General features: G+C 73.0%; 26 protein-coding genes. 15 read left to right on the forward strand and 11 right to left on the reverse strand.

Features of this window, described 5'->3' with window-relative positions:
- The first annotated feature begins 419 nt into the window (after window positions 1-419).
- Entirely contained in the window at window positions 420-1817 is a 1398-nt protein-coding gene (locus ABZ671_RS22905) for a ferredoxin reductase family protein (protein WP_357861548.1), read from the forward strand.
- Window positions 1818-1837: 20 nt separating this feature from the next.
- Entirely contained in the window at window positions 1838-2260 is a 423-nt protein-coding gene (locus ABZ671_RS22910; RefSeq protein WP_357861550.1) for an FMN-binding protein, read from the forward strand.
- Window positions 2261-2296: 36 nt separating this feature from the next.
- On the opposite strand, the gene ABZ671_RS22915 is transcribed toward ABZ671_RS22910, so the two are convergent.
- The gene (locus ABZ671_RS22915) at window positions 2297-3487 is read right to left on the reverse strand and encodes an FAD-dependent monooxygenase (protein WP_357861552.1); all 1191 of its coding nucleotides are present in this window, start codon (window positions 3485-3487) and stop codon (window positions 2297-2299) included.
- A gap of 82 nt (window positions 3488-3569) precedes the next feature.
- On the opposite strand from ABZ671_RS22915, the gene ABZ671_RS22920 reads away from it, so the two are divergent.
- Window positions 3570-4310, forward strand: a complete 741-nt coding sequence (locus ABZ671_RS22920) for a TetR/AcrR family transcriptional regulator C-terminal domain-containing protein (protein ID WP_357861554.1) — start codon at window positions 3570-3572, stop codon at window positions 4308-4310.
- Here the strand turns inward: ABZ671_RS22920 and ABZ671_RS22925 are convergent.
- Both ABZ671_RS22925 and ABZ671_RS22930 read right to left on the reverse strand, forming a co-directional pair.
- Entirely contained in the window at window positions 4277-4921 is a 645-nt protein-coding gene (locus tag ABZ671_RS22925; protein ID WP_357861556.1) for a lysophospholipid acyltransferase family protein, read from the reverse strand. The two genes, ABZ671_RS22920 and ABZ671_RS22925, sit on opposite strands and share 34 nt — an antisense overlap.
- A 42-nt stretch (window positions 4922-4963) precedes the next feature.
- Entirely contained in the window at window positions 4964-5554 is a 591-nt protein-coding gene (locus tag ABZ671_RS22930) for a TetR/AcrR family transcriptional regulator (protein WP_357861558.1), read from the reverse strand.
- Window positions 5555-5672: 118 nt separating this feature from the next.
- Between ABZ671_RS22930 and ABZ671_RS22935 the strand changes: the two genes are divergently transcribed.
- The 6 genes from ABZ671_RS22935 to crtI are packed head-to-tail and all read left to right on the forward strand — an operon-like array spanning window position 5673 to window position 11019.
- On the forward strand, window positions 5673-6182 hold the full coding sequence (locus ABZ671_RS22935; protein WP_357861560.1) for a YbaK/EbsC family protein: 510 nt from the start codon (window positions 5673-5675) through the stop codon (window positions 6180-6182).
- Window positions 6179-6979 (forward strand): monooxygenase, encoded by an 801-nt coding sequence (locus tag ABZ671_RS22940; protein WP_357861562.1) that lies wholly within the window; start codon window positions 6179-6181, stop codon window positions 6977-6979. Before ABZ671_RS22935 ends, ABZ671_RS22940 begins: the two co-directional genes overlap by 4 nt.
- Window positions 6976-7551 (forward strand): GNAT family N-acetyltransferase, encoded by a 576-nt coding sequence (locus tag ABZ671_RS22945; RefSeq protein ID WP_357861564.1) that lies wholly within the window; start codon window positions 6976-6978, stop codon window positions 7549-7551. Before ABZ671_RS22940 ends, ABZ671_RS22945 begins: the two co-directional genes overlap by 4 nt.
- Complete coding sequence (locus ABZ671_RS22950) at window positions 7548-8384, forward strand: carotenoid biosynthesis protein (protein ID WP_357861566.1); 837 nt, start codon at window positions 7548-7550, stop codon at window positions 8382-8384. Before ABZ671_RS22945 ends, ABZ671_RS22950 begins: the two co-directional genes overlap by 4 nt.
- On the forward strand, window positions 8381-9517 hold the full coding sequence (locus ABZ671_RS22955; protein ID WP_357861568.1) for a glycosyltransferase family 2 protein: 1137 nt from the start codon (window positions 8381-8383) through the stop codon (window positions 9515-9517). The genes ABZ671_RS22950 and ABZ671_RS22955 overlap by 4 nt, the downstream gene beginning before the upstream one ends.
- A 14-nt stretch (window positions 9518-9531) precedes the next feature.
- Entirely contained in the window at window positions 9532-11019 is a 1488-nt protein-coding gene (gene crtI, locus ABZ671_RS22960) for a phytoene desaturase family protein (protein ID WP_357861570.1), read from the forward strand.
- Between the two features lie 73 nt (window positions 11020-11092).
- Here the strand turns inward: crtI and ABZ671_RS22965 are convergent, their stop codons facing one another.
- Window positions 11093-11782, reverse strand: coding sequence for a CDP-alcohol phosphatidyltransferase family protein (locus ABZ671_RS22965; protein WP_357861572.1), 690 nt, complete (start codon window positions 11780-11782; stop codon window positions 11093-11095).
- 43 nt (window positions 11783-11825) lie between these two features.
- On the reverse strand, window positions 11826-12743 hold the full coding sequence (gene metF / locus ABZ671_RS22970; RefSeq protein ID WP_357861574.1) for a methylenetetrahydrofolate reductase [NAD(P)H]: 918 nt from the start codon (window positions 12741-12743) through the stop codon (window positions 11826-11828).
- A 224-nt stretch (window positions 12744-12967) separates the two neighbouring features.
- Here metF and ABZ671_RS22975 point away from each other — a divergent pair, with 224 nt between their 5' ends.
- Both ABZ671_RS22975 and ABZ671_RS22980 read left to right on the forward strand, forming a co-directional pair.
- The gene (locus tag ABZ671_RS22975; protein ID WP_357861576.1) at window positions 12968-13453 is read left to right on the forward strand and encodes a helix-turn-helix transcriptional regulator; all 486 of its coding nucleotides are present in this window, start codon (window positions 12968-12970) and stop codon (window positions 13451-13453) included.
- A gap of 9 nt (window positions 13454-13462) precedes the next feature.
- A complete protein-coding gene (locus ABZ671_RS22980; RefSeq protein WP_357861578.1) occupies window positions 13463-14545 on the forward strand; it encodes a polyprenyl synthetase family protein in 1083 nt (360 codons plus the stop codon).
- A gap of 103 nt (window positions 14546-14648) precedes the next feature.
- Here ABZ671_RS22980 and ABZ671_RS22985 read toward each other — a convergent pair whose 3' ends face one another.
- Window positions 14649-15038, reverse strand: coding sequence for an Rv2175c family DNA-binding protein (locus ABZ671_RS22985; RefSeq protein WP_357861580.1), 390 nt, complete (start codon window positions 15036-15038; stop codon window positions 14649-14651).
- 141 nt (window positions 15039-15179) lie between these two features.
- On the opposite strand from ABZ671_RS22985, the gene pknB reads away from it, so the two are divergent.
- A complete protein-coding gene (gene pknB, locus ABZ671_RS22990) occupies window positions 15180-17162 on the forward strand; it encodes a Stk1 family PASTA domain-containing Ser/Thr kinase (protein WP_357861582.1) in 1983 nt (660 codons plus the stop codon).
- Window positions 17159-18028, forward strand: coding sequence for a deoxyribonuclease IV (locus ABZ671_RS22995; protein ID WP_357861584.1), 870 nt, complete (start codon window positions 17159-17161; stop codon window positions 18026-18028). Before pknB ends, ABZ671_RS22995 begins: the two co-directional genes overlap by 4 nt.
- Window positions 18029-18167: 139 nt before the next feature.
- On the opposite strand, the gene ABZ671_RS23000 is transcribed toward ABZ671_RS22995, so the two are convergent.
- The 3 genes from ABZ671_RS23000 to ABZ671_RS23010 all read right to left on the reverse strand — a co-directional run bounded on the left by ABZ671_RS23000 (window position 18168) and on the right by ABZ671_RS23010 (window position 22384).
- Window positions 18168-19196 carry a GntG family PLP-dependent aldolase gene (locus ABZ671_RS23000; protein WP_357861586.1) on the reverse strand — a complete coding sequence of 343 codons (1029 nt, stop codon included), beginning with the start codon at window positions 19194-19196 and terminating at the stop codon, window positions 18168-18170.
- Window positions 19189-20595 (reverse strand): class II 3-deoxy-7-phosphoheptulonate synthase, encoded by a 1407-nt coding sequence (locus ABZ671_RS23005; RefSeq protein ID WP_357861588.1) that lies wholly within the window; start codon window positions 20593-20595, stop codon window positions 19189-19191. Before ABZ671_RS23005 ends, ABZ671_RS23000 begins: the two co-directional genes overlap by 8 nt.
- A 160-nt stretch (window positions 20596-20755) precedes the next feature.
- Window positions 20756-22384, reverse strand: coding sequence for a glycosyl hydrolase family 18 protein (locus ABZ671_RS23010; RefSeq protein WP_357861590.1), 1629 nt, complete (start codon window positions 22382-22384; stop codon window positions 20756-20758).
- A gap of 143 nt (window positions 22385-22527) precedes the next feature.
- Here ABZ671_RS23010 and ABZ671_RS23015 point away from each other — a divergent pair, with 143 nt between their 5' ends.
- The gene (locus ABZ671_RS23015; RefSeq protein ID WP_357861592.1) at window positions 22528-23016 is read left to right on the forward strand and encodes a glutathione peroxidase; all 489 of its coding nucleotides are present in this window, start codon (window positions 22528-22530) and stop codon (window positions 23014-23016) included.
- A 64-nt stretch (window positions 23017-23080) separates the two neighbouring features.
- Here ABZ671_RS23015 and ABZ671_RS23020 read toward each other — a convergent pair whose 3' ends face one another.
- Both ABZ671_RS23020 and ABZ671_RS23025 read right to left on the reverse strand, forming a co-directional pair.
- Window positions 23081-25051, reverse strand: coding sequence for a glycoside hydrolase family 44 protein (locus ABZ671_RS23020; RefSeq protein ID WP_357861594.1), 1971 nt, complete (start codon window positions 25049-25051; stop codon window positions 23081-23083).
- Between the two features lie 183 nt (window positions 25052-25234).
- Window positions 25235-26038, reverse strand: coding sequence for an SGNH/GDSL hydrolase family protein (locus ABZ671_RS23025; RefSeq protein ID WP_357861597.1), 804 nt, complete (start codon window positions 26036-26038; stop codon window positions 25235-25237).
- A 280-nt stretch (window positions 26039-26318) separates the two neighbouring features.
- Between ABZ671_RS23025 and ABZ671_RS23030 the strand changes: the two genes are divergently transcribed.
- Window positions 26319-26804 (forward strand): hypothetical protein, encoded by a 486-nt coding sequence (locus ABZ671_RS23030; protein ID WP_357861599.1) that lies wholly within the window; start codon window positions 26319-26321, stop codon window positions 26802-26804.
- Window positions 26805-26872: the final 68 nt, after the last annotated feature.

Below are 26872 nucleotides of genomic sequence, written 5' to 3' on the forward strand. Positions count from 1 at the left end.
CTCTGGACCAAGGGCCGGCCGCGCGCGCTGACGCGCCGGCACACGCCGATCACCAACTTCGCCGCGGGGGTCGTGGGCGGCGGGCGACGATCCTGCCTGACGGGCCCGGACTCGCGACTGTCCGGAAGCCCGGTGCGGTCCGCGGAACCGCACCTCCCCGAGGCCGGCGCCGCGAAACACCACCCTCGGGACGTTAGAACGAGCGTACGATCGAATCGAACACTCGTTCTAACTACCGTGACAGTACACCTCCCCGCCGGCGAAAATGCAACGCGCGACCCGACCCGGCGTGTCGACACCGACACGCCACAGGCCGAAAAACTCTCAGCTGTCACACAGGGTCAGCAAAGGAAGTCCCTAGTTCCCCGGTCCAAGGTTGGCATCATGACCGCCGTCAGCCGCACCGCCGCGACCACCCGGTGACCGCCGTCGTCGCCGACCGACGGGCCGTGCGCCGCACCCCGCCGGCGGCTCCCGCCTGGTGGGCCGACGTCGCCGTCAGCGCCGCGGTGCTCAGCCTGTTGGTCGTCACCGCCCTCTGGACCGCCGACCGCGGCGGGCAGGAGCTGCTGGCCGGCCCCGCCACCGGTCTCACCTCGCTCGGCCGGCTCGCCGGCCTGATCAGCGCCGACCTGATGCTCATCCAGGTGGTGCTGATGGCCCGGGTACCGCTGATCGAGCGGCGCTTCGGCCAGGACCGGATCGCCCACTGGCACCGGCTCGCCGGCTTCACCTCCTTCCACCTGCTGCTCGCCCACGTGGTGCTGACCACCCTCGGGTACGCCGGCACCGCCCGGCAGGGCGTGCTGGCCGAGACCTGGGACCTGGTCGTCACGTACCCCGGGATGCTGCTGGCCACCGCGGCGCTGGCGCTGCTGGTGCTGGTGGTGGTGACCTCGGTCCGCGCGGCCCGACGCCGGCTGCGCTACGAGTCCTGGCACCTGCTGCACCTGTACGCGTACCTCGGCGTCGCGCTGGCGCTGCCGCACCAGCTCTGGACCGGCGCCGACTTCGTCGGCTCGGCGGCGGCCCGCGCCTACTGGTGGACGGTCTACCTGCTGGCGCTGGCCAGCGTGCTGGTCTACCGGCTCGGGCTGCCCGCCTGGCGCTCGCTGCGGCACCGGATCGAGGTGGCCGCGGTGGTCCCCGAGGCGCCCGGGGTCACCTCGGTCTGGCTGCGCGGGCGCGACCTGCACCGGCTGCCCGCCCGAGCCGGACAGTTCCTGCTCTGGCGATTCCTGGACGGCCCCGGCTGGTCCCGGGCGCACCCGTACTCGCTGTCGGCGCCGCCGAACGGAGACCTGATGCGGATCACCGTCAAGGACCTCGGCGACGGCAGCGCCCGGATAGCCGCCCTGCGCCCCGGCACGAAGGTGCTGGTCGAGGGGCCGTACGGGCGGCTGACCGGGCAGCACTGGCGCGGCGGCGGGATCACCATGCTCGCCTGCGGGGTCGGCATCACCCCACTGCTGGCGCTGCTCTGGGAGCTGCCGTACGCCCCCGGCGAGGCGGTGCTGCTCTACCGCGCGCGTACACCTGCGGACCTGGCCTTCCGGGCGGAGCTGGATCAGCTCGTCGCGGAGCGCGGGCTCGTCGTGCACCACCTGGTCGGCCCGCGGGCGCGGCGCCCGTCCTGGCTGCCGGCGTACGCCGAAGGGTGGTCCGACGCGGAGGCGCTGCGGCGACTCTCCCCCGACATCGCCGCGCACGACGTCTTCCTCTGCGGCCCGGACGGCTGGGTCGACGCCGCCCGCGCCGCCGCCCGCGCCGCCGGCGTGCCCGACGCGCACGTCCACCACGAACGCTTCGCCTGGTAACAGGCGCGAAAGGAGGATCCGTGCGCCGGATCACCCTCTGGCTGCTCTCCACCGTGGCCGCGGTGGTGCTGCTGTTCAGCTACAGGACCAGCACCATGGGCCCGGGCGGGGAGAGCGGTGCCATCGCCGCCAACTCCGGCTCGTCGTCCGACGGCTCGTCGTCCGACGGCACAGTCACCGGGTCGGTGGCGCAGACCCGGTGGGGACCGGTGCAGGTGAAGATCACCGTCTCCGGCAGGAAGATCACCGACGTCCAGGCCGTGCGGGTGCCGACCGGCAACCGCCGGGACCGGGAGATCAACAACTACGCGGTGCCGATCCTGCGGCAGGAGGCGCTGGCCGCGCAGAGCGCCCAGATCGACACCGTCTCCGGCGCGACCGTCACCAGCGAGGGCTACCGCGAATCCCTCCAGTCCGCGATCGACGCGGCGCACCTGAACTGAACGGGCCACCCCGAACTGGCCGGGCGCCCGGGTTGCTCACGCCTGCACCGCGTAGTCGGGCAGGCCGGCGTCGGTGGCCAGCGAGCCGGTGCTGCGCACCAGCATGGTCTGGACCGCACGACGGGACAGCAGCCGGTCGCGTAGCCACAGGCCCCACCCGCTGGCCGGGGCGAGGAAGTGGCCGGGGTTGGCGCCGCGCTGCCAGCGGGACGCGTACCCGCGCATTCGCCGCTCGTACGCGGGCAGCGCCACCCGGGGGTCCCCGCCGGCCACGGCCAGCTCGCCGGCGAGCACGTACGCCCCGACCAGGCCGGTGCCGACCCCCATCCCGCCGAGGGTCACCCCCCACGCCGCGTCGCCGAGCAACACGGTCCGGCCGGTGTGCCAGCGGGGCAGCCGGACCCGGCAGATCGCGTCGAAGTAGAGCTCCGGCGCGGCGCGCAGGCCGGCGAGCAGGTGCGGCACGTGCCAGCCCAGCCCGGCGAAGGCGTCGGCGATCAACGCCTTCTGCCGGTCGAGGTCGAGCCGGTCGTGGTCCAGCCGGGGCGAGGCGAAGACGACGAAGGCACCCGCCCGGCCCGGGTCGCGCTGGTCGGCGGCGACGCTGGCCATCCGCCCGGGCACGTTGTACTGCCGGGGGACGGTGTCGAAGCCGTGCTCGTTGGGGAGGTCCCAGCCGGCCAGGTGGTAGCCGAGGTGGGTGACGTACGCCGACTCCGGGCCGTGCACGAGCCGGCGCACCCCGGAGTGCAGCCCGTCCGCGCCGACCACCAGGTCGACGGTGCGGGAGCCGCCCCGGGCCAGCTCGACGTGCACCCCGTCGGCCGTCTCGGTGAGCGCGGTGATCCGGTCGCCGAACCGGTACTCGACCCGGTCGGCGCCCTGCTCGTACAGGATCCGGGACAGGTCCCGGCGGAGCACCTCCAGCTCGCCGCCGGCGAACTCGGCCGGCAGCCGGAAGATCTCCCGGCCGTGTTCGTCCACCCGGCTCATCGCGCCGGCGTGGGTCTGCACCGCGCGCAGCTCGTCGAGCACACCCATGGCGGCCAGCACGCCGAGATGGGTCGGCCCGCGGAAGTCGACCGCGAAGCCGCTGGTCCGCAGCGCCGGGGCGGCCTCGACGACGGTGACCTCGGCGCCGTAGCGGGCCAGCCACCAGGCCACCGCCGGGCCGGCCACGCCGGCGCCGGAGACGAGCACGCGCGAGCCGTGCAGTGGAAGAGACATGATTTCCCCCGAGATAGAAACTGTGTCCAACGGATACAGAGTACGGTAGACACAATTTTGGTCCGAGGACAAGAGGGACATCGTGGAGACCGGTGACGCGGACCAGCGGCGGCTGTACGAACTGCTGTGGGGTACGCCCCGCGAACCCCGCCGCGGGCCCCGCCCCACCCTGACGCTGGCCGCGATCGCCCGGGCCGGCATCACCATCGCCGACGCCGAAGGGCTCGACGGGCTGACCATGCAACGGGTCGCCGAATCGTTGGACGTCACCAAGATGGCGCTCTACCGGTACGTGCCCGGCAAGGCCGAACTGGTCGCCCTGATGCTGGAGGCGGCGATGGGCGAACCGCCCCCGCCGCCGGAGGGCGCCGACTGGCGCAGTCAGCTCGACGACTGGGCCCGGCAGCTGTTCGACCGGTTCCGTCGGCACCCGTGGGCGCACGCGGTGACCGTCGGCCCCCGACTACCCGGCCCGAACGAGCTGGCCTGGCTGGAACGGGTCGTCACCGCCCTCACCGACACCGGGCTGACCGGCGACGAGCAGCTCGACGTCGCAGTGCTGCTGATCGGGCACGCCCGCAACCTGGCTCAGCACGCGCCCCCCACCGACGCCCCAGGGCTGAGCCAGGAGGCTGGATTCGCCGCGCTGCTGCGGGGCCGGGAGGAGCGCTTCCCGGCGCTCACCGCCGCCCTGCGCTCGGCCCGGGGCGACGGCGACCAGGCCCTCGACTTCGGCCTCGCCCGCATCCTCGACGGCATCCAGGCCCTCATCACCGCCCGCGCCGGCGGTCACCCGGTGGTGGTGGCGGAAAGCTCGTTGTAGCTCTCGGCCAGTTCCTGGCCGGACAGTTCCTGGATCGCCGCCATGATCTCGTCGGTGACCGCCCGCCGGGCCTGACCGACGCTGCCCGACGGCGGCGTGAAGTGCAGCGGGGTGCCGAACCGTACGGTGATCCGCCCGATCCGGGGCAGCCGGGCGCCGACGGGCTGGATCCGGTCGGTGCCGGCCACGGCGACCGGGACGACCGGCGCCCCGGAGGCGAGCGCGAGCCACGCCACGCCGGTACGCCCCCGGTAGAGCCGCCCGTCCCGGGACCGGCTGCCCTCCGGGTGGATGCCGAACGCCCGCCCGGCGGCGAGGACGCCGAGCGCGACCTCCAACGACTCCTGGGCGGCCCGGTGGCCACCCCGAGGCACCGGTACGGCGTCGACCCCGGTGAGGCAGGTCCGGATCAGCCAGCCCCGAAACCCGGGCCGCCGGAAGTATTCGGCCTTGGCCAGGAAGGCCACCGGCCGGGGTGCCAGCAGGGGGATCACGACGCTGTCGAGAAAGGAGAGGTGGTTGGCCGCCAGGATCACCGGCCCGCGTTCCGGCACATTTTCGCGCCCCTCGACGACCGGCCGGTAGACCAGCCGGGCGAGTGGTGCGATCACTCGTCGTACGATCGCCTGCACCAGCACTGGCAGTCCTCGCTTTCAGTGGTCGCGGGGCCCGAGATGGGCGTCCAGCGCGGCGCGCAGCAACGGTTCGGCCTCGTCGACCCCGGTCACCAACTGCAGGCTCTCCCAGAGCCGGAGCTGGGCCAGGCCGTGCAGGTTGGCCCAGAGGGCACCGGCGACCACTGCGGCCGGTGGCCCGCCAGGCCGGGCGGGGCGGGCGCGGGCGACCAGGTCGACGAGGACCTCGAACAGCGGCACGCTGGCCTCCCGCAGGCCCATCTGGTTACCCCGCAGCAGGTCGTGCCGGAACATCAACTCGAACATGCCCCGATTTCCCTGGGCGAACTCCAGGTACCTCCGGCTCAGCGCGAGCAGAAGGTGGTACGGGTCCTGGTCGCCGTCGGCGAGCAGTTCATCCACCCGGCGGCCGAGGTCCCGGTAGCCCTCCCGAGCGATGGCGGCCAACAGCGCCTGGTGCGTCGGGAAATGCCGGCGAGGGGCCCCGTGCGACACCCCGGCCTGGCGGGCGATCTCCCGCAGGGAGAGCCCGTCCGCCCCCTGCCGGGCCACCAGGTCGACGCCGGTCGCGACCAGGCGAGCCCGGAGCCCGACGTTCGACTGATCCATGGCAGCTGTCTACCAGAGATCCGTAGACACTGTCTACTACGGGTGGGCGAACCACCCCGCCCCGCGCCTCGCCCGGGTGGGTGTGGCGGGAATCGGGGCGGGAAGCAGAATGAGCGGCATGCAGTCACAGCCAGACGTGCAGGCGGTCCATCCGAACGTGCAGGCGGTGCAGCGCGCGCTCGACGACGCGGGCGCGCGGGACGGCTCCGGCGCGGCGAGCCAGGTCCGGGTGCTGCCCGAGGCGGTGCACACCGCCGCCGCGGCGGCCGAGGCGCTCGGCGTCGACGTGGGCGCCATCGCCAACTCACTCATCTTCGACGCGGACGACGCGCCGCTGCTCGTGCTCACCTCCGGCGCGCACCGGGTGGACACCGCCGGCCTGGCCGCGTCCATCGGGGTCACCCGGCTGCGCCGGGCCACCCCGGAGTTCGTCAAGCGGCACACCGGGCAGGTGATCGGCGGGGTCGCCCCGGTCGGTCACCCCCAGCCGCTGCGCACCCTGGTCGACACCGCCCTGGCGGCGTACGACGAGGTGTGGGCGGCCGGCGGCGTGCCCCGGGCGGTCTTCCCCAGCACCTACGCGGAGCTGCTGCGGATCACCGCCGGCACCCCGGCCGAGGTGGCGTGAGCCCCACACCCGGGCTCGTCACGCTGCACGTGTGGCGGATCTCCCGGCCGGCGGTCCCTCGGGCGCTGGCCCGGATGGCCGTCCACCCACGACGGCTGCGCCGGACCCCCGGCGTACAGTTCGGCAAGCTGCTCGGCACCGGGACGGGCACCGGCTTCGGCCCCGGCGACGCCGACCTGACCCGGTGGGCCGCCCTGGTGGCCTGGGACTCCCCGGCCGCGGCGGCCGGCTTCGACGCCTCGCCGGTCGGCCGATCCTGGGCCCGGATCGCCCGCTCCTCGGTCCGGCTGGAGCTGCGCCCGCTGACCAGCCGGGGCGAGTGGTCCGGCCACCGGCCCTTCGGCGAGCCGGCCGGCAGCACCAAGCCGGCCGGCAGCACGGACACACCGCCGGTCGCCCAGGCCACGGTCAAGGCCACCGACAGCCGGGTCACCGGCCCGGTGCTGGCGCTGACCCGGGCCCGGCTGCGGGCCCGCCGGGCGGTCACCTTCTGGCGGGCCGTCCCGCCGGTCGCCGCGGCCCTGCACGCCGCGCCCGGGCTGCTCGCCCGGTTCGGCGTCGGCGAGGCGCCGCTGGGCTGGCAGGGCACGGTGAGTGTGTGGCGCGACCCGGCAGACCTGGTCGCGTTCGCGTACCGTCACCCGGAGCACCGCGCCGCGATCACGCGCACCGCCACCGAGGGGTGGTACGCGGAGGAGCTGTTCGCGCGGTTCGCGGTGTGCGACGTGATCGGCGACCGCGCGGTGCTGGGATGGGTCGCCGAGGGCGACCCGGAATCGGCGAGAGGACGCGCATGAGGTTGGTGCGGTGGACACCGGACGACCTGGTCCGGCGGCTGGACGACGTGGTGGCCGTCTACGGCGAGGCGATGGGCTACCGCGCCGACCTGCTGGGTGCCCGGCGGGGCTACATCGCCACCCACGTCCGCCGCCCCGGCTTCCGCGCCGTGGCCAGCCTCACCAGCGAGGGGCACCTGGCCGGCTTCGGCTACGGCTACCTCGGCGGCGCCGGGCAGTGGTGGCACGACCAGGTGCACCGGGCGCTGGACGCCGAGGCCCGGCAGCGCTGGCTGACCCACCCCTTCGAAGTGGTGGAGCTGCATGTCCGCCCGCCCGCGCAGGGGCACGGCCTCGGCGCCGGCCAGCTCCGCGCCCTGCTGACCATGGCGGAGGGGACCACCGCGCTGCTCTCCACCCCGGAGGCCGACGAGCAGAAGTCCCGGGCCTGGCGGCTGTACCGCCGGTTCGGCTTCGTCGACCTCCTGCGCGACTTCCACTTCCCCGGTGACGAACGGCCGTTCGGCGTGCTCGGCCGGGACCTGCCGCTGCCCCCACCGGCCGCCGCACCTCCGGCGGCGACCACGCCGTGATCCGCCGGCTGCCCTGGGCACTGCTGGTCGTCCTGGTCCTCGCCCAGATCTGCTACCCGCTCACCGCCGGCACCACCCGGGCCGGGCTGACGACGGCCACCGTCGTGCTCGGCTGCCTGCTCTCCGTCACCCACGCGCTGCTCACCCGGGGTACGCGCACCGCGCTCGCGCTGGTCGCGGTGGCCACCGGTGGCGGGTTCGCCGTGGAGGCGCTCGGGGTGGCCACCGGCTTCCCGTTCGGCAGCTACGACTATTCCGGGCAGCTGGGCCCGAAGCTGGCCGGAGTGCCGCTGATCATCCCCCTCGCCTGGACCTGGATGGCCTGGCCGGCCTGGCTCACCGCGGTTCGACTCACCGCCACCCCGGCCGTCGGCGCCCGCCGCCGGCACGCCGGCCGGATCGCGCTGGCCGCGGTCGGGCTGGCCGCCTGGGATCTCTTCCTCGACCCGCAGATGGTGGCCGAGGGCTACTGGCGGTGGCGGGACGCCGCCCCGGCCCTGCCCGGGCTGCCCGGCGTACCGGCCAGCAACTACCTCGGCTGGCTGCTCTTCGCGGTGGTGCTGGCGGCGGCGCTGCGCCCGCTCGCCGGGCCGGCCGTCGACCGCACCGACCGGCGGGACGCGCCGATGTTCGCGCTCTACCTGTGGACGTACGCCGCCAGCGTGCTGGCGCACGCGGTCTTCCTCCGGCTGCCGGCCTCGGCGGTCTGGGGCGGGATCGGCATGGCGGTGGCCGCCGCGCCGCTGGCGGTGGCGCTGCTGCGCGCCAGCCGCCACGCCCGCGACGACCGTGGGCCGGCCGAGCCGGCGCTGAGCATCGACGCGACGACATGATCGCCGTAGTCGCCCTGGTCGCCCTGGTCGCCCTGGTCGCCGCGAGCACCCTGCACAGCTGGGTCAACGCCACCCGCTGGCTACGCCGCCCCGCTGCCGGGCCGGTGGAGGTGACCGAGACGGTGGCCGTGCTGCTGCCGCTGCGTGACGAGGCCGACCGGGTGACGCCGTGCCTGCGCGCGCTGCTGGCCCAGCGCGGAGTGCCCGACCTGCGCATCGTGGCGCTCGACGACGGCTCGACCGACGGTACCGCCGAGGTGGTCCGCGCGGTGGCCGGCGACGACCCCCGGGTCACCCTGCTCACCGGGGTCGCCCCGCCCCCGGGCTGGCTGGGCAAGCCGCACGCCTGCTGGCAGCTCGCCACCCGACCCGGCCCCGCCCCGACCGTGCTGGCCTTCGTCGACGCCGACGTGGTGCTCACCCCGTACGCCGTCGCGGCGGCGGTGACCGAACTGCGCGCGGCGGAGGCCACGCTGCTGTCGCCGTACCCCCGGATCGTGGTGCGGACGGCGGGCGACCGGCTGGTGCAGCCGCTGCTGCAGTGGCTGTGGCTGACCTTCCTGCCGCTACGCGCGATGGAACGCTCACCGAGGCCGTCGCTGGCGGCGGCGGGCGGGCAGTTCCTGGTGCTGGACCGGGCCGGCTACCTGCGGGCCGGCGGGCACGCGGCGGTGGCCGACAAGGTCCTGGAGGACATCGAGCTGGCCCGGGCGGTGAAGCGCGCGGGCGGCCGGATCGCCCTGGCCGACGGCTCCGGGCTGGCCGCCTGCCGGATGTACGAGAGCTGGCCGCAGCTGCGTGACGGCTACACCAAGTCGCTCTGGGCCTCGTTCGGGCACCCGAGTGCCGCGGCCGTGGTGGTGGCCCTGCTGCTCCTGCTGTTCACCGCGCCCCCGCTGATCGCCGTGGGGGCGTTGGCCACCGGCGGGCCGGCGGCCGCCGGGCTCGCGTTCCTGGCCTACCTGCTGGGCGTCGCCGGGCGGATGGTCACGGCGCGGGCCACCGGCGGGCGAGCCTGGCCCGACGCGCTGGCCCACCCCGTGTCGGTCGTGTTCCTCGGTTGGCTGACATTCCGGTCGTACCATCTGCGGAGGCGACGCCGGCTGAGCTGGCGGGGGCGCCCGGTCAGCTAGGAGGGGGGCGCGGCATGGCGCGGATCGTGGTCATCGGCGCCGGCGTGGGCGGGCTGGCCGCCGCCGCCCGGCTGGCGGTCACCGGGCACGAGGTCACCGTCTTCGAGCGGGCCGACACGGTCGGCGGCAAGCTCGGCCGACACGTCCACGACACCCCCGAGGGGACCTACCACTTCGACACCGGGCCGAGCCTGCTCACCCTGCCGCAGGTCTTCCACGACCTGTTCGAGGCGACCGGCGCGAAACTCGACGAATACGTCGACCTGGTGCCGCTGGACCCGATCGTCCGGCACGTCTTCCCCGGCGGCGGCCCCACCCTCGACTCCTGCGCCGACCCGGCCGAGTTCGCCGCCCGGATCGGCGCGGCGTTCGGCGACCGGGCCGCCGCCGACTGGCAGCGGCTCTGGCGGCGGGCCGGCCGGGTCTGGGCGGCATCGCACCGGGACGTCCTGCGCCGCACGATCGACTCCCCCCGGGACCTGGCCGCGCTGGCCTGGCGGCTCGGTGACCTGGCCGCGATCGGCCCCGGCCGCACCCTGCGCGGCCTCGGCCGTCGTCACCTGTCCGACCCGCGGCTGCGGATGCTGCTCGACCGGTACGCCACCTACACCGGCGCCGACCCGCGCCGGGCCCCGGCCGCGCTGGTCGCCGTCCCGTACGCCGAGCTGACCTACGGCGGCTGGTATCCGCGCGGCGGGCTGGGCACCCTCGCCGACGCGCTGCTGTCCCGCTGCCTGGACCTCGGCGTGGTGGTGCGGACCGGCACCGCGGTCACCCGGATCGACGCGGCCGGCGGCCGGGTGCACGGGGTACGCCTCGCCGGGGTCGCCGCTCCCGTTCCCGCCGACGTGGTGGTGGCCAACGTGGACGCGCTCACCCTCTACCGTGACCTGCTGCCCACCCCGCGCCGGCTGGCCGGGCTCACCGACCGCAGCCTGGCCGGTTTCGTGCTGCTGCTCGGCGTACGCGGCGACTCGGGGCTGGCGCACCACACCGTCTTCTTCCCCGACGACTACGACGCCGAGTTCGACGCGGTCTTCGGCGACCCGGGGCGGGGGGTGCGGGCCCGGCCGGCGCTCGACCCGACGGTCTTCGTCACCGTGGCCGCCGACCCGGCGGTCCGCCCCGACGGGCACGAGGCGTGGTTCGTGCTGGTCAACGCCGCCCGCCACGGCACCGCCGCGGGCGCCGTCGACTGGCGGCGGCCAGGGCTGGCCGAGGCGTACGCCGACCGGATCCTCGACGTGCTCGCCGAGCGGGGCGTGGACGTCCGGGATCGGCTGATGTTCCGCGAGATCCGTACGCCGGCCGACCTGGACGCGGCGACCGGCGCGCCCGGCGGGGCCATCTACGGCACGGCGGGCGGCCTGCTCCGCCCGGCCAACCGGGGCCCGGCGCACGGGCTCTGGCTGGTCGGCGGCTCCAGCCACCCCGGCGGCGGCCTCCCCATGGTCACCCTCTCGGCGGAGAACGTCGCCGCCGCCGTCGGCCCCGCCTGGTAAAAGGAGGGGCCCCCTGTTAACGCCTGCGGTAGAGCAGGGGCCCCTTATTAACACGCCCAACCCCCGCGCCAGGTCAGCGGGCGTTGATCAGGGCGCGGCGGACGGCGGAGATGAGCTGTCCGAGGCCGAAGCCGGCCAGCAGCACCCAGACCGTGGCGGCCATCGTGATCGTGCCGGCGATCACCTCGGTGTCGATCAGCCCGGTGAGCCCGGCGACCAGCAGCCCGCCCAGGGCCACGCAGACCCGAGTGGGCCGCTCCCCCACCGTCACCGCACCGATCTCGCGCATGCCGGCGGCGATCGCCCGGGCCCGGACGTACTCGTGCAGCCAGGAGAGGCCACCGGCTGCAGCGACCAGCGCACCCGGCGCGCCGAGCAGCCAGAACGCGATCAGCCAGGCGACCTCGCCGAGCCGGTCGGCGACCGAGTCGTAGACGTAGCCGAGGCGGGTGGTGCGGTTGGTGACCACCGCCACCGCCCCGTCGACGCTATCCGCCACCGAGGCAAGCAGCACGAACAACGCGCCGAGGAACGGTCCGTCGCCCGGCCGCCCGACCAGCAGCGGTACGCAGACGCAGAGCAGCACCCCGAACACGGTCACCGGGGTCGGGCCGACCCGGAGCCGGCCCAGGACGTATCCGAGGTGGTAGGCGAAGCGCAGCCAGGCGCGGACCACCGGCGCGGCGGCCCGGGGATCGAACCCGCCGTGCAGCCGCGCCCACGCGGTCGCGTACTGGTCCCAGTTCAGCTGTGTGCCCACCACGGCTCAACCGTAGAAGGCGACCCGGGTGTCGTGGGGCCGCTGGTCACACCCGCGCGCCGGCCCGCAGGTGCTGCCACACCTCGCGGGTGGCCGTGGAACGGTTGAGGGTGATGAAGTGGATCCCCGGCACGCCTTCGTCCAGCAGCCGCGCGCACATCTCGCTGGCCTGCTCGACGCCGAGCCGGCGGACCGCCTCCGGGTCGTCGGCGACCCGGGCGAACCGCTCCGCCAGCGCGGGCGGGAACGGGGCGCCGGAGAGCTGCACGGACCGCTCGATGGTGCCCATCTGGGTCACCGGCATCACGCCGGCCAGGATCGGGGTGTCGCAGCCGACCGCCGCTACCCGGTCCCGCAGGCGCAGGTAGTCGTCGGCGTCGAAGAACATCTGGGTGATGGCGAACGCGGCACCCGCCTGGCACTTGCGGACGAAGTATTTCGTGTCGCTGGCCACGTCGGGCGAGCGCGGATGCTTGTAGGGGAAGGCGGCGACCCCGACGTTGAAGTCGCCGGCGTCGCGGACCAGCCGGACCAGCTCCTCGGCGTATCGCACGCCGTCGGGGTGCCGGACCCACTCGCCGCCGGGATTGCCCGGCGGGTCGCCGCGCACGGCCAGCACGTTGCGGACGCCGACGGAGGCCAGCCGGCCGATGACATGGCGCAGCTCGGCGACCGAGTGGTTGACCGCGGTCAGGTGTGCCATCGGCAGCAGGGTGGTTTCGGTGGCGATCCGCTCGGTCACCGAGACCGTGGTGTCCCGGGTCGAGCCGCCCGCGCCGTAGGTGATCGAGACGAACGAGGGACGCAGCGGCTCCAGCTCGCGGATGGCCTGCCAGAGCAGGCGCTCCCCCTGCGCCGTCTTGGGCGGGAAGAACTCGAACGAGAAGGTCGGCCGGCCGCCACGGATCAGCTCCCCGATGGCCGGTTGCGGATTGGGGAGAACCGAGGGAAGACCGAGCGCCACGGACTGACTGTAACCGGGGCGTTGCGATGTGCCCAGGATCTTCCCAGCTTGCGAGCACGGGCGAAGAACGTCGTACCCCGGGGGTAGGAACGGGGGCAGCGCGGTGGGGCCGCCGGTGGCCGGCCCCGGGGGGCCCGCGCGGGGGTCAGCACGATCGGCGGCGCGTCGGTCCGGCACTGCCGGGCGTCCGCGCTGTCACCCGCGCCGACGCCTCGGGAGTACCGATGACCTCGTTCCCGCCGTCCGAGCCACGGCCGCTCGGGCCGCTCCTGGCCGAGCTGCGGTCCACGCGCGGCTGGAGCCAGCAGCGGGTCGCCGCGGAGCTCTGCGCCGCCTCCGGCGTGCCGACGCTGACCCGACACGAGATCTCCCGGTGGGAGCGGCAGCGCCGGTTGCCCGGCGACTTCTGGGCAGGCTGGCTCGCGACGGTCCTCGGAGTGCCGGGTGAGCTGCTCGCCGAGGCCGTCGCGCACAGCCGCCGACGTCGTCCGGTCCGGCTCGCCCCGGGCGGTCGGCCAGCTCACCGCGGTACGTCGCCGGTTGGCCGCGCACCGCGACGAGCCGGCGGCCCGCCGGAACGCCGGCCTGCTCGCCGTGGCCCGCCCGTACCCGCCGACGGGTGCGGCGGGCGGGTCCGCAGCGGCGGGATCCCGATGCCCAGCCCGGCGGACCGACATGGCGGGACGACACGTCCGGCGGGGACCGGCTAGCGTCGTGGCGTGACCCACGCTGCTCCTGTCTCCCCCGTCGACCGTGCCGGCCTGCGCCAGCGGATCGACAAGGCCCTCACCGATTTCCTCGCCGGCCAGCGCGGCTGGCTGACCGCGGTCGACGACGGCCTGGCACCGGTCGCCGAGGCGATCGAGGCGTTCGTGCTGGGGGGTGGAAAGCGGCTGCGCCCGGCGTTCGCGTACTGGGGATACCGGGGTGCCGGGGGCGTCGACTCAGACCAGGTGGTGGCTGCCCTCGCCGCGCTGGAGTTCGTGCAGGCCAGTGCCCTGATGCACGACGACCTGATGGACCGCTCGGACACCCGGCGCGGCGAGCCGGCGGTGCACCGGCGCTTCGCGGCTCGGCACCGCGCGGCCGGCTGGGGCGGCGACCCGGACGGATTCGGCGACGCGGCGGCGATCCTCCTCGGCGACCTCTGCCTGGTCTGGTCGGACGAGCTGTTGCACTCCGCCGGCCTCGACCCGCGTACGGTGGCCCGGGCCCGCCCGGTTTTCGACGAGATGCGCACCGAGGTGACCGTCGGGCAGTACCTCGACGTGTTGACCCAGGTGACCGGGGACACCTCCCGGGAGCGGGCCGGCAAGGTGGCCCGCTACAAGTCGGCGAAGTACACGGTCGAGCGCCCGCTGCTGCTGGGCGCCGCGCTGGCCGACGCTTCGCCCGAGGTGCACGCGGCGTACTCGGCGTACGGGTTGCCGCTGGGCGAGGCGTTCCAGCTCCGCGACGACGTGCTGGGCGTTTTCGGGGACCCGGAGCGCACCGGCAAGCCGGCCGGCGACGACCTGCGCGAGGGCAAGCGGACGTACCTGGTGGCGACCGCCCTGGAGGGGGTCGACGAGGCCGGCCGTGAGCTGCTGCTTCGCGGCCTCGGCGATCCGGGTCTGGACGTGGACGGGGTGACCCGGCTGCGCGAGCTGATCACGGCCAGTGGGGCGTTGGAGCGTACCGAGCGGCGGATCGCGACGTTGACCGAGGGCGCGCTCGCCGCGCTCACCGGGGTCGACCTGGACACCGAGGCCCGCCAATCCCTGGTCGACCTGGCCATAGCCGCCACCCACCGCACCGACTAACCCCCACCCCACCCCGGGGGCGATCATGAGGTTGACGGCGAAGTTGATCTCCAAGACCGCCGCCAACCTCATGATCAACGAGACAGAGAGGAGGCGGGGCGGGTTAGAAGCCGAGGGCTTGGGCGCGGCGTTTGATCTCGCGGGCCCGGTCGCCGCCGAGGGCCGCGGCCGGCGTGCCGGGGAGGGTGGGATCCTCCTCGTAGAGCCAGCGCAGCACCTCCTCGTCGTCGTACCCGGCGTCGGCGAGCAGGTTCAGCACGCCGGGCAGGTGTTTGAGCACGGTGCTGTTGGCCACCAGGTCGGCCGGAACGCGGCGCACGCCGTCCCGGCGTACCGCGATCAACTCCCGGTCCCGGATCATCTGGTGCACCTTGCTGATCGACAGGTCGAGGCGCTCGGCCACGTCCGGCAGGGTCAGCCAGCCGGCCGGGTCGGCCGGTCCGGGCAGGTCGGCGCCGGTGGCGGCCGCGTCGGCGGGTACGGAATCGGTCACCCGACCACCCTGCCACGCCCTCGTCGGCCCGGGCACCGGCACCCCCCGTCCCGCCACCCGCTTGTCGGACCCGCCGGCGCCAACCCCCGGCTGTAGCATCCTGTTCAACCTTCACCCCTTGGACACATAGACTGCCTGCCGATGGACACACAGGTCGCCGACACGTTGCTGGGCTCGCTGATCGACGGGCGCTACCGCATTCGCGGTCGCGTGGCCCGTGGCGGAATGGCGACCGTGTACACCGCCACCGACGAGCGCCTCGAACGCACCGTGGCGGTCAAGATCATTCATCCGACGCAGGCCCCCGAGGCCCGGTCCCGGATGGCCGGCTTCGTCGAGCGGTTCACCGACGAAGCGAAGACCATCGCCCGGCTGACCCACCCCAACGTGGTGGCGGTCTACGACCAGGGCACCCACGGCGGCCTCCCGTACCTGGTGATGGAGTACGTCCGGGGTCGCACCCTGCGCGACGTCCTCGCCGAGCGGCGCCGGCTCAACCCGGACGAGGCCCTCGCGATCGCCGAGCAGATGCTCGCCGCGATCGCCGCCGCCCATCGGGCCGGCCTGGTGCACCGCGACGTCAAGCCGGAGAACGTGCTGGTTGCCGAGGCGCCCACCGGCGGCACCTTCAACCTGGTGGACAGCGTGGTCAAGGTGGCCGATTTCGGGCTGGCCCGCGCGGTCGAGGCGAGCGCCGAGGAGGAGAGCGGCAACCAGCTGATGGCCACCGTGGCGTACGTGGCCCCGGAGCTGGTAACTGCGGGTCACGCGGACCCGCGTACCGACGTCTACTCGGCCGGCATCGTGCTGTTCGAGATGCTCACCGGCCGGGTGCCGTACGACGGCGACCGCCCGGTGGACGTCGCGTGGCAGCACGTCGACCGGGACGTGCCCGCCCCGTCGATCCTGGTGCCGAGCCTGCCGAAGATTCTCGACGACCTGGTCGGCCGGGCCACCCGACGGGACCCGGGCGCCCGGCCCGCCGACGCCGGTGCGCTGCTGGCCCAGGTGCAGGTGGCTCGGGACGATCTGGGCAACCCCAACTCGCACACCACGCTGCTGCCCACGATGGGCCACGAGATCGCACCGGTGGCCCAGCCCACCATGGTGGTGGCGGCGGTCCGCCCCGCCGAGCGTCCCGCCTGGGCGCGGCTGCCCGAGAGCGGCGGGCAGCGCCCGCACCGCCGCCGGGCCGCCCCCGCAGACGATCGAGCCGGCGGGCTGGCCGCGCTGCGCGCCCGGGTGATGGGTTCGCCACGTGGCCGCCTGGCGGTGGCCGCGTCGGCCGTGGTGCTCGGCCTGGTCGCCGCGATCGGCGGCTGGTGGTTCGGGGTGGGCCGCTACACGGTCGCCCCGCAGCTGGTGAGCCTGACGAAGGCCGACGCGGAGGCGCGGGCCGCCCGGGGCGGTTTCACCCTGAAGTACGTCGACTCCCGCTACGACGAGAAGGTGCCGAAGGACGGCGTCCTGCGGCAGGATCCGGCCGCCGCGGCGCGGATCGTCAAGGGCGGCACCATCACGTTGACCCTGTCGCTCGGTCCGGAGCAGCTGCCGGTGCCGGACGTGGTCGGCAAGGAGTTCGAGCTGGCGCGGACGGAGCTGACCGACGCCAAGCTGGTGGTGGCCAAGGGCCCGGCCAAGTACGACGACGAGCTGCCGGACGGGGTCGTGCTGTCCACGAACCCGAAGGTGGGCACAATGGTGAAGCCGGGCACGAAGGTGACCGTGACGCTGAGCAAGGGCCGCGCCCCGATCAGCGTGCCGAACCTGGTCGGCAAGAGTCTCGACGAGGCCCGGGGCATCCTCGGCCAGCTCGAGCTGACCTTGGTGGAGTCGTACAAGGACTCGGACAAGCCGCAGGGTGAGATTCTCGGGCAGAGCCCGGCCGACGGCGCCGGCGTGGAGAAGGGCGCTCAGGTCACGCTGGAGATCAGCAAGGGGCCGCCGCAGGTGGCCGTGCCCCGGGTGATCGACATGCCCTGCGATCAGGCCAAGCAGCTCCTGGAGGGCCAGGGCTTCCCGGCCAACCTCCAGTTCAACCCCAACGGGGTGGCCCGCTTCCAGAACCCGGGCGAGGGCACGCCGGTGCCGCCGGGCACCCCAGTCACGGTGACGTGCCTATGAGCGCGAGGAGTGAGCGGCGGCGGGTCGGCTCGCACACCCCCACCTCGGGCGGCCTGGCGAAGGCGGCGCTGCCGTACCTCGACGCGGCGGCCGCCGAGGTGGTGCAGGTCTACGTCTCGAACTCCCGCGGCTGGGCCCTGCCGGCGGGCGACCCGGCGCAGGACGCGCTGTTCCGGCACGGCTGCGCCGAGCGGGAGGTGCCGGTGTTCATCCACGCCTCGCTGCTGGTGAACCTCGGCTCCCCCACGCCGGCCACCGTCGAGCGGTCGGCGCAGACCCTGGCGCACGCGTTGCGCCGGGGCCGGGCGATCGGCGCCGAGGGGGTGGTGTTTCATGCCGGCAGCGCGGTGGACGCGGGGCACGCCGAGACGGCGATGCGGCAGGTACGCGAGGCCCTGCTGCCGCTGCTGGACGAGGCGGCGGCCGTCGGCGGGCCGCTGCTGCTGGTCGAGCCGAGCGCCGGGGGCGGCCGGTCGCTGGCCTCCCGGGTGGAGCACCTGGGCCCTTACCTGGACGCGGTGGACCGCCACCCGATGATGGGTGTCTGCTTCGACACCTGCCACGCCTGGGCCGCCGGCCACGACCTGGCCGTCGAGGGCGGGATGACCGCCACGCTGGACACCCTGGTCGCCGCCGTTGGCGCGGACCGCTTGAAGCTGGTGCACGCGAACGACTCGAAGGACCTGTGCGGTTCCACCCGGGACCGGCACGAGAACATCGGCAAGGGCAGCATCGGTGAGCCGGCGTTCGCCGAGCTGATGCGTCACCCGGCCACGGCAGGCGTCCCGGTCCTGGTAGAGACCCCGACGGAGAAGCACCTCGGCCACGCCGCCGACATCGCCACCCTCAAACGCCTCCACCCCTAACTAACTCGAAAATCGAACCGTACATAGACGCGCGGCAGCATCCCCGCGTCGATCATGGAGTCGTGGTTGTGCGCAGAAGCCGTGAAACGGCAGATCCGGGCACCACGACTCCATGATCGGCGCGGAGGGTGGGGGGTGGTTAGGCGCGGAGGAGGTGGGTGAGGACCTGCGCGGCGCGGTCGACGGCGGCGTCCGAAACGTCCAGGTGGGTGACCAGGCGGGCGGTACGCGGGCCGAGCACCGAGATCAGCACACCCTCCGCCCGGGCGGCGGCGGCCAGAGCCTTCGCGTCGAGCGGGTGCTTGGTCAGGTCGAGCGGAACGATGTTGGTCCGCACCGGTGTGGCGAGCACCCCGAACGGGGCGACGGCCTCGGCCAGCCGGGTCGCCTTGGCGTGATCCTCGGCGAGACGCTCGACGTGGTGGGCGAGGGCGTACCGACCGGCGGCGGCGAGAATGCCGACCTGCCGCAGGCCGCCGCCCATCCGCTTGCGGATGAACCGGGCCCGGGCGATCTTCTCGGCGCTGCCGACCACCAGGGAGCCGACCGGCGCGCCGAGCCCCTTGGAGAGGCAGACCGACAAGCTGTCGAAGAGCGCGCCGTACTCTGCCAGCGGCACGCCGTCGGCGACGTGCGCGTGCCAGATCCGGGCACCGTCGCAGTGCAGGGCGAGCCGGTGCTCGTCGGCGACCCGGCGCAGCTCGCGCAGGGTCGCGAGAGGGATCACCCCGCCGCCGCCCCGGTTGTGGGTCTGCTCGACGGCGATCGCCCGGGTCGGCACCGCGAAGTAGCCGTCAGGCCGGACCATCCCGGCCACCACGTCCGGGTCGATCTCCGCGCCGACAGCCGGCCAGGTCCGCGACGAGATCCCGCCGTACGCGGCCGCCGCGCCGATCTCGTACGTGACGACGTGCGCGTCGGCGTCACAGAGCAGCTCGTCGCCGGGCGGCACGACCAGCTGAAGGGCGATCTGGTTGGCCATCGAGCCGCTCGGAGCGAACAGCGCCGCCTCGTGCCCGAAGAGGGCGGCGACCTCGGCCTCCAGCGCCGTGACGGTCGGGTCCTCGCCGTAGACGTCGTCGCCGACCTCGGCGGTGGCCATGGCCTCCCGCATCCCGGGCGTCGGCCGGGTCACCGTGTCGGAACGAAGATCAACAAAATCAGCCACGCAGCATCTCCGCTACCAGGAAGGCCAACTCCAGCGACTGCTGGGTGTTCAGTCGCGGGTCACAGGCGGTTTCGTACCGGTCGGGCAGGTCGAGGTCCTCGATGCCCTGGGCGCCGCCGAGGCACTCGGTGACATCCTCGCCGGTCAGTTCGACGTGCAGGCCGCCGGGGTGGGTCTCCAGGCCGCGGTGTACCTCGAAGTAGCCGAGCACCTCGTCGACGATCCGGTCGAAGTGCCGGGTCTTGTAGCCGTTGGAGGACTCGTGGGTGTTGCCGTGCATCGGGTCGCACTGCCAGACCACCTTGGCGCCGGCGGCGGTGACCTTGGCCACGATCGGGGGCAGGGCGTCGCGGACCCGGTGGTTGCCCATCCGGCTGATCAGGGTGAGCCGGCCGGGGATGTTGTCCGGGTTGAGCTTCTCGCAGAGCTCGATGGCCTCGTCGGGCGTGGTGGTCGGGCCGAGCTTCACGCCGATCGGGTTGGCGATCCGGGAGATGAAGTCGATGTGCGCACCGTCGATCTGCCGGGTCCGCTCGCCGATCCAGAGGAAGTGCCCGGACAGGCCGTACGCGCGGTTGCCGGAGATCCGGGTGAGCGCCCGGTCGTACTCCAGCGCCAGGGCCTCGTGGGAGCAGTAGAGGGTGACGGTGCGCAGCGCCTCGTCCTGGGTCATCCCGCAGGCGCGGATGAAGGCGATGGCCCGGTCGATTTCCCGGGCGATGGCCTCGTAGCGCTCGCCCGCCGGCGACTGCTTGACGAAGCCCTTGTTCCAGTCGTGCACCGCGTGCAGGTCGGCCAGGCCGCCGGCAAGATACGCCCGGAGCATGTTCATCGCGGCGGCCGAGTTGGCGTACGCCCGGATCATGCGCTGCGGGTCGGCGACCCGGGCCTCCGGCGTGGCCTCCAGCGAGTTGATCAGGTCGCCGCGGTAGGCCGGGAGGCCACGGGCGTCGGTCGGCAGGGACCGGGGCTTGGTGTACTGGCCGGCGACCCGGGCGACCTTGATCACCGGCAGGGACGCGCCGTACGTCAGCACGATCGCCATCTGAAGCAGGGTGCGGGCGTTGGCCAGCAGGTGGCTCTCGGTGTTGTCGGCGAAGGTCTCCGCGCAGTCACCGCCCTGGAGCAGGAACGCCTTGCCCTCGCAGACCAGCGCGAGCCGCTGCCGAAGCTGGTCGACCTCGTAGGGCGCGACCACGGACGGAACGGTGTCGAGCACCTTGCAGACCTCGGCGACCTGGGCCATGTTCGGCCAGGGCGGCGTCTGCGCGCGGGGAAGCTCCCGCCATCGGTCCAGGCCGAGGGCCGCGTCCTCGGCGGAGTCGGCGGTCGGACGACTGGTCCGCAGTTGTGGGCTGCCCACCGCGGGGTGACTCAGCTGATGCCACTCATGGCGCATGGGAGAAAGCGTACGGCGACGGTGGCCGCGACCCGTCGCCGAGGGGGACGGTTCCGGTGGTTGGGAGACCACCGACACATCCCGGGCCGGCGCGCACGGCGGGCGGGGAGGGGCCGGTGCGGCCCCTCCCCGCCGGGTGGGTGGTGCGTCGGCCCTCGGCTCAGCCGAGACCGCCCTTGATGGCGCCGATCAGCTCGCCGTTGCTGGTGTCACCGGAGAGCTCCCAGAAGAACGCGCCACCGAGGCCCTGGTTCTTCGCGTACGTCATCTTTCCGCCGATGGTCGACGGGGTGTCGTAGCCCCACCAGTTGCTGCCGCACTTGGCGTACGCGGTGCCGCCGATCGTGCTGGTGGCGGGGCAGCTGTTCTTGAGCACCTTGTAGTCCTCGATGCCCTGCTCGTAGGTGCCGGGTGCCGGGCCGGTGGCGGTGCCGCCCGGTGCGGACTGGGTGACCCCGGTCCAGCCGCGGCCGTAGAAACCGATGCCGAGCAGCAGCTTGTCCGAGGGAACCCCCTTCGACTTGAGCTTCTGGATCGCCGCGTCCGACCAGAAGCCCTGCTGCGGGATGCCGGTGTACGAGGTCAGCGGCGAGTGCGGCGCGGTCGGGCCCTGCGGGTTGAAGGCGCCGAAGTAGTCGTACGTCATCGGCATCAGCCAGTTGAGGTTCGAGGCCGCGCCCGCGTAGTCGGCCGCGTCGATCTTGCCGCCGTTGCTGCCGTCGGCGGTGATCGCGGCGGTGACCAGGAAGTTGGCGCCGAACTTGCTCCGCAGCGCGTTGACCACGTTCTTGAAGGCGTTCGGGCCACTGCTGTCGCACTGCAGACCGCAGGCGTTCGGGTATTCCCAGTCGATGTCGATGCCGTCGAAGACGTCCGCCCAGCGCGGGTCCTTGATCAGCGAGTAGCAGGAGTCGGCGAACGCGGCCGGGTTCTGCGCGGCCTGGGTGAAGCCGGCCGACCAGGTCCAGCCACCGAAGGACCAGAGCACCTTCAGGTTGGGGTACATCTTCTTCAGCTTGCGGAGCTGGTTGAAGCTGCCGCGCAGCGGCTGGTCCCAGGTGTCCGCCACGCCGTCCACGCTGTCCGCCGCGGTGTACGCCTTGTCGTAGTCGGCGTAGCTGTCGCCGATGCTGCACCGGCCGCCGCTGGTGTTGCCGAAGGCGTACAGGATGTGGGTGAGCTTGGCCGCGGAGCCGCTGGTGTGGATGTTCTTGACGTGGTAGTTGCGGGCGTAGACGCCCCACTCGGCGAAGTAGCCGACCACCTTCTTGCCACCGCTGGGCGGGGGTGTGGTGGCCGGGGGCGTCGTCGGCGGAGCCGTGGTGGGCGGGGGCGTGGTGGGCCGGATGGTCGTCGGCGGGGCCGTGGTCGGCGGCGGGGTGCCGCCGCCGGAGCAGGACGCGCCGTTGACGGTGCAGTTCGAAGGCGCCTTGTACGCCCCGGTGCCGTTGTAGCCCCAACTGAAGCTGGCACCCGGCGCGAGCGGGCCGGCCCAGCTCTTCTTCACCGCGACGTAGTGGTTGCCGCTGCTGGTGACGTCGGCGTCCCAGAAGGTGCTGATGGTGGTGCCGGCGGGCAGGTCGAACTCGATGCGCCAGGTGTCCACGCTGGCGCTGCTGCCGTTGGTGACAGTCACCTTCGTCTCGTGACCGGTCCCCCAGTCCTGCACCTTGGCGAAGGTGGCGGTCACGCTGCCCGCGGCGGACGCGGTCGCCATCGGTACCGCCGCGATCGCCAGCGCGACCACGGCACCGGTGGCCCAGAGGGCCCGGCGGAGCGATCTCTTCATGCGGCGCCTCCCAAATGGTTAGGAAAGTTTCCTAATTAGTTGCTGAGACGCTACTCACGCCGTCATCACTTCGTCAAGATGTAGATGCTTCGATTTGTTGCCGGCCCGCACCGGGCGGCCCACGCGGTGCGTAACCTCGCCTCATGAGCGTTTTCGACGTAAAGATCGACGCCCTCTCCGGCGGCCCGGTCGAGCTCGGGCGGTACCGCGGCCGCGCGCTGCTGGTGGTCAACGTGGCCTCCCGGTGCGGCCTGACCCCGCAGTACGCCGGCCTGCAGGCCCTCGCCGACTCCTACGCCGACCGAGGCCTGACCGTGCTCGGGGTGCCGTGCAACCAGTTCGCCGGCCAGGAGCCCGGCACGGCCGCCGAGATCGAGGAGTTCTGCCAGGTCAACTACGGGGTGACGTTCCCGCTGACGGAAAAGGTCGACGTCAACGGGCCGGGTCGGCACCCGCTCTACGACGAACTGGTGTCCACTGCGGATGCCGAGGGACACACCGGCGACGTGCGGTGGAACTTCGAAAAGTTCCTTATCGCGCCGGACGGCACGGTCGCCGCCCGGTTCGCCCCCCAGGTCACGCCGGACTCCCCCGAGCTGCGCGCCGCCATCGAGAAGGTGCTGCCGGGCTGACCGATGACGACGGCGGGCCCGGGGCGTCACCGCGCCCCGGGCCCGCCGGTTGGATCGGGTCGGGTCAGGTGCAGCGCCGGCCGTTGAGGGTGAAGGCGGTCGGGACCGGGTTCGAGCCGCTCCAGGCACCGTTGAAGCCGAGGAAGACCGAAGCGCCCGGCTCGATCCGCGCGTTCCAGCTCAGGCTCTCCGCCGTCACGGACGCCCCCGCCTGCCGCCAGTCCGCCGACCAACCGTGGGTGACCTCCTGGCCGGCGGCCGGGAAGTCGAAGCCGAGCTGCCAGCCGTCGATCGGCGTGGTGCCGGTGTTGGCGACGACGACCTGCGCGGTGAACCCGCCCGGCCAGTCCCCCGGCACCGTGTAGGTCACCTGGCAGTCACCCTTCGGGGCGGGCGGCAGCACCAGATGCGTGATCGAGTTGGCCGGGAAGGTGGCGGTGAACCCGCTCGGCGTGACGGCCTGGTCGGCGGCACGGACGATCCCGGCGAGGTTCGCCTCGCTGTAGCGGTAGACCTGGGCGGTGGTGGCGGAGACGCCGGCCAGGGACACCGGGGTGGTCAGGTCATCGCCGGACTTGTTGACCACGACCAGGGTGAGCGCCTTGTCGCTGGCGCGCTCGGCCGCGTACACCGCCAGTTTGCCCTGGTCGGCGCTGGTGGCGCGAACGGAGGTCTCGCCGAACGCGCCCCCGGCGCCGTCGTAGTTGCGGTAGATCCGGAAGGCGTTGGCCACCGGCTGGTCCGCCGTCGGCGCGGTCCACAGGTTGGCCATGTCGAGCCCTTCGCGGCCGAAGATGCCCAGCACATCCGCCTCGGCGAGCGCCCCGTTCATGGACCCGTAGGCGCCCCAGTTGTACTCGGTGATCGCGAGCTTGGTGCCCGGGTAGTGCTGGTCGACCATGTCCCGCAGCCGTGGGATGAACCGCACCGGCTGGTTGATCCAGCTCTCGTCCACGTACGTCGGATCCCACAGCTGCCGGGTGGAGCGCAGCCGCAGCGCCTGGGTGGCCGCGTCGCCGGCCGCGTCGCCGAACACCCCGGACTGCTGCGGGTAGAGGTGGATGTCGAAGTAGTCGAGAATCCGGGTACCGTGCTGCTCCTCGTACTCGCGCATCCGGTCCAGGTACCAGGGGCCGAGGTCCTGGCCGCCGTGGGCGGCCTTGTCCGGCGGGTTCCCCCAGCATCCGGTACGACTGCAGACGTCCTGGTCGAGCCCGGAGAAGATGGTCGAGTTCAGCCCCCAGCCGACCGGGCCGAGGGTCTTCGCGCCCGGGTCGGCAGCCTTGATCGCGGCAGCGTACTGGTAGGTGCGGTCGCGCAGTTCGTCGTAGCCGAGGCCGGCCGGGCGGACGTCGCGGTGGGTGGAGTGCCACAGGTCCGGCTCGTTGTCCAGGTCGTAGAACTGGACACCCCCGTTGGCCGCCGACCCGAACTGTCCCTTGAGGTGGGTGATCCAGTCGGTGATGTACTCCGGGCCGACCGCGACGCTGGTGTCCGTCGGGTCGTTGCCGGTGATCAGGCTGCCGTCCGGCTTCTTCCCGTTGCCGCAGTCCGGCGCCCAGTAATCGGTCGACTCCTGCGGGCCGTACTTCTCCACGCTGAAGCCGCAGGAACGGGCCCGGTCCTTGGCGATCCAGCCGAGCATCGGGACGGTCATCACGGTCTGCGTGCCGGTGGCCTTGTTCTGCTGGACGAACCGGTCGGTCTCCGAACCCTTCGGCAGGCTGGCCGGGTCCGGGTTGTCGTTCGGGATGTTCTCGAAGTACCAGTCCGAGGCCCGGTTGGTGGTGTCGGTGCGGAAGTTGTAGCGGGTGGTGTGGTTGCCGCCGTACCGGTGCACCGGCAGCCGGATGTCGCGGGCCAGGGCCTCGTCGGCGAAGCTCATCCCGTAGATGTACGGGCTGATCGCGTGTCGACCGGCGGTGGCGTCGACGGTCAGGGCGGGGCCGGCGACGGCCAGGGCGGGTTTCGGCAGGGCCAGGCCGCCGAGGGCGGCGGCCAGCACGACCGGGAGCAGTGCTGTAGTGGGACGCACGAGCCTTCCTTCCTCAAAGGAATCGAAGCTCGCCGTTGGGAGCGCTCGCCCAGGATCACGGTTTCCCGCCCGGCCGTCAATCCTGACCGCCCGTCTGTCCCGGCCGCGCGTCTGTCCTGGCCATGCAGCGGGCCGCGCCGATCTTGGACGAGGATCGGCGCGGCCCGTGCGTGCGGCTGCGACTCAGCCCGCGGTGGAGCGGAAGACCGGGTAGTAGCCGCCGGACTGCCCGGCGGCCGTCGGGTGGTACGAGATGGTGAGGTTGAGGAAGTTCAAAGCGTGCAGCCACTTCTCGCCGTAGCTGCACAGCTGGTGACCGACGAAGGCGGACCGGACGTCGGCGAACTTGAACCCGGCCGAGGTGGCGGCCGTCTTCGTGATGTCGTCCAGCAGGTTGATGCCCTCGTTGATCTTCGCGCGGGACTTCTCGGTGAGCCCGACGCAGACCATGCCGAGCTGATAGAAGGCCGGGTAGCCGACGACCACCACCCGCGCCGAGGGTGCCTTGCCCTTGATGCCGTTGTAGACGTTGGCGAGCTTGCCGGGCAGCTCGGAGCGGGCCTTGTCCTCGGCCGCCTGGACGGCGGCGATGCACTGACTCTCGCCCTGCAGGACGCAGGTGGTCATGATGTTGGAGAAGCCCACGTCGTTGCCGCCGATCGTCACGCTGACCAACGTGGTGGTCGACGACAGCGCGGAGAGCTGGTTGTTGATGACGTCGGCCGTGGTCGCGCCGGAGCAGGCCACCGAGCGGTACGAGGCCGGTTTGATGTTGGTGTTGTAGAGCGCGGGGTAGGCGTTGTTGCTGCGCATGCAGGACCCGCTCTCGGAGGTGTAGCTGTCGGCGCCGACGCCCGAGGCGTACGAGTCGCCGAGCGCGACGTAGCGGTCGGTCGCGGCGGCCTGGGCGGGGACGGCCAAGCTCAGCGTGACGCCGAGCGATGACGCCAGGGCCAGGGCGAGGGTGGCAAGACGGGTTCTCCGCACGGTTCACTCCTGGGGGTGGGAAGTGATGGTGCGAGATTGATACCAATAGATCGAGCCGGGACGGAAGATCATCAATTCGCAGGGAATGCCGATAGGCATTTATCCAGACGAATCAGCACCAACGCCACCAAGATCACTGGCCAGCAGGCCGACCGTCCACACACCCCGCTCGCGGAAGGTGAGGATCAGCCGCAGGCGGCTTTACCGCAGCGGGCAGAACTTCTAACATATCGATGACTGTCGTTTCTGCTGATTGCCGGCACCCGGAGAGGAACCAACGATGAGAGCAGCTCGCTTCGTGGCCGCCCTGGCCGCCCCGCTGGCGGTGGTTGCCGTTCCGGGCACCGCCCACGCCGCCACCATCAGCCAGCCGTTCTACGCCGACTCCGGCGATGCCTGCCGGTACGGCGTCACCGAGGGCACCCTCGGCTGGCGCTTCGGCACCGCTTCACCGTTGCCGGTGCTCGGCGTCGACGTCAACGGCAAGCTCACCGACCGACCGGTGCTCAACGGCCCCGGCACCTGCGCCAGCGACGGGTACTACAGCAGCGCCACGTTCATCGCCTACGCCGGAACCGTCGAAGTCGACCGGCAGACCCGGACGGCCGACAACAGCGTGGTGCCGTTCACGTTCACCATGCCCGGCAACGCCACCAAGGCGAGCGTCAACCGCGTCGTGATCCAGGTGTGCCGCAGCCCGGTCATCACCCTCCCGCCCAGCTACTGCGGCACCCCGGTGACCTACCTGGCACCCCCGGTCGCCTGACCTCACCGCCGTCGCGCCACCACCCGCCGCAGACGGCGTCGCGGGAAGGCGCACGACAGTCACCCATC

Origin of the sequence: Micromonospora sp. NPDC006766 (assembly GCF_040636055.1) — a bacterium.
GTDB lineage: Bacteria > Actinomycetota > Actinomycetes > Mycobacteriales > Micromonosporaceae > Micromonospora.

Coding starts and splice junctions, on each gene's coding strand:
- ABZ671_RS23030 (WP_357861599.1), top strand. CDS start 26,319: ATGAGAGCAGCTCGCTTCGTGGCCGCCCTGGCCGCCCCGCTGGCGGTG.
- ABZ671_RS22975 (WP_357861576.1), top strand. CDS start 12,968: ATGACCTCGTTCCCGCCGTCCGAGCCACGGCCGCTCGGGCCGCTCCTG.
- ABZ671_RS22995 (WP_357861584.1), top strand. CDS start 17,159: ATGAGCGCGAGGAGTGAGCGGCGGCGGGTCGGCTCGCACACCCCCACC.
- pknB (WP_357861582.1), top strand. CDS start 15,180: ATGGACACACAGGTCGCCGACACGTTGCTGGGCTCGCTGATCGACGGG.
- ABZ671_RS22945 (WP_357861564.1), top strand. CDS start 6,976: ATGAGGTTGGTGCGGTGGACACCGGACGACCTGGTCCGGCGGCTGGAC.
- ABZ671_RS22955 (WP_357861568.1), top strand. CDS start 8,381: ATGATCGCCGTAGTCGCCCTGGTCGCCCTGGTCGCCCTGGTCGCCGCG.
- ABZ671_RS22930 (WP_357861558.1), bottom strand. CDS start 5,554: ATGGATCAGTCGAACGTCGGGCTCCGGGCTCGCCTGGTCGCGACCGGC.
- ABZ671_RS23010 (WP_357861590.1), bottom strand. CDS start 22,384: ATGAAGAGATCGCTCCGCCGGGCCCTCTGGGCCACCGGTGCCGTGGTC.
- ABZ671_RS22935 (WP_357861560.1), top strand. CDS start 5,673: ATGCAGTCACAGCCAGACGTGCAGGCGGTCCATCCGAACGTGCAGGCG.
- ABZ671_RS23015 (WP_357861592.1), top strand. CDS start 22,528: ATGAGCGTTTTCGACGTAAAGATCGACGCCCTCTCCGGCGGCCCGGTC.
- crtI (WP_357861570.1), top strand. CDS start 9,532: ATGGCGCGGATCGTGGTCATCGGCGCCGGCGTGGGCGGGCTGGCCGCC.
- ABZ671_RS22915 (WP_357861552.1), bottom strand. CDS start 3,487: ATGTCTCTTCCACTGCACGGCTCGCGCGTGCTCGTCTCCGGCGCCGGC.
- ABZ671_RS23005 (WP_357861588.1), bottom strand. CDS start 20,595: ATGCGCCATGAGTGGCATCAGCTGAGTCACCCCGCGGTGGGCAGCCCA.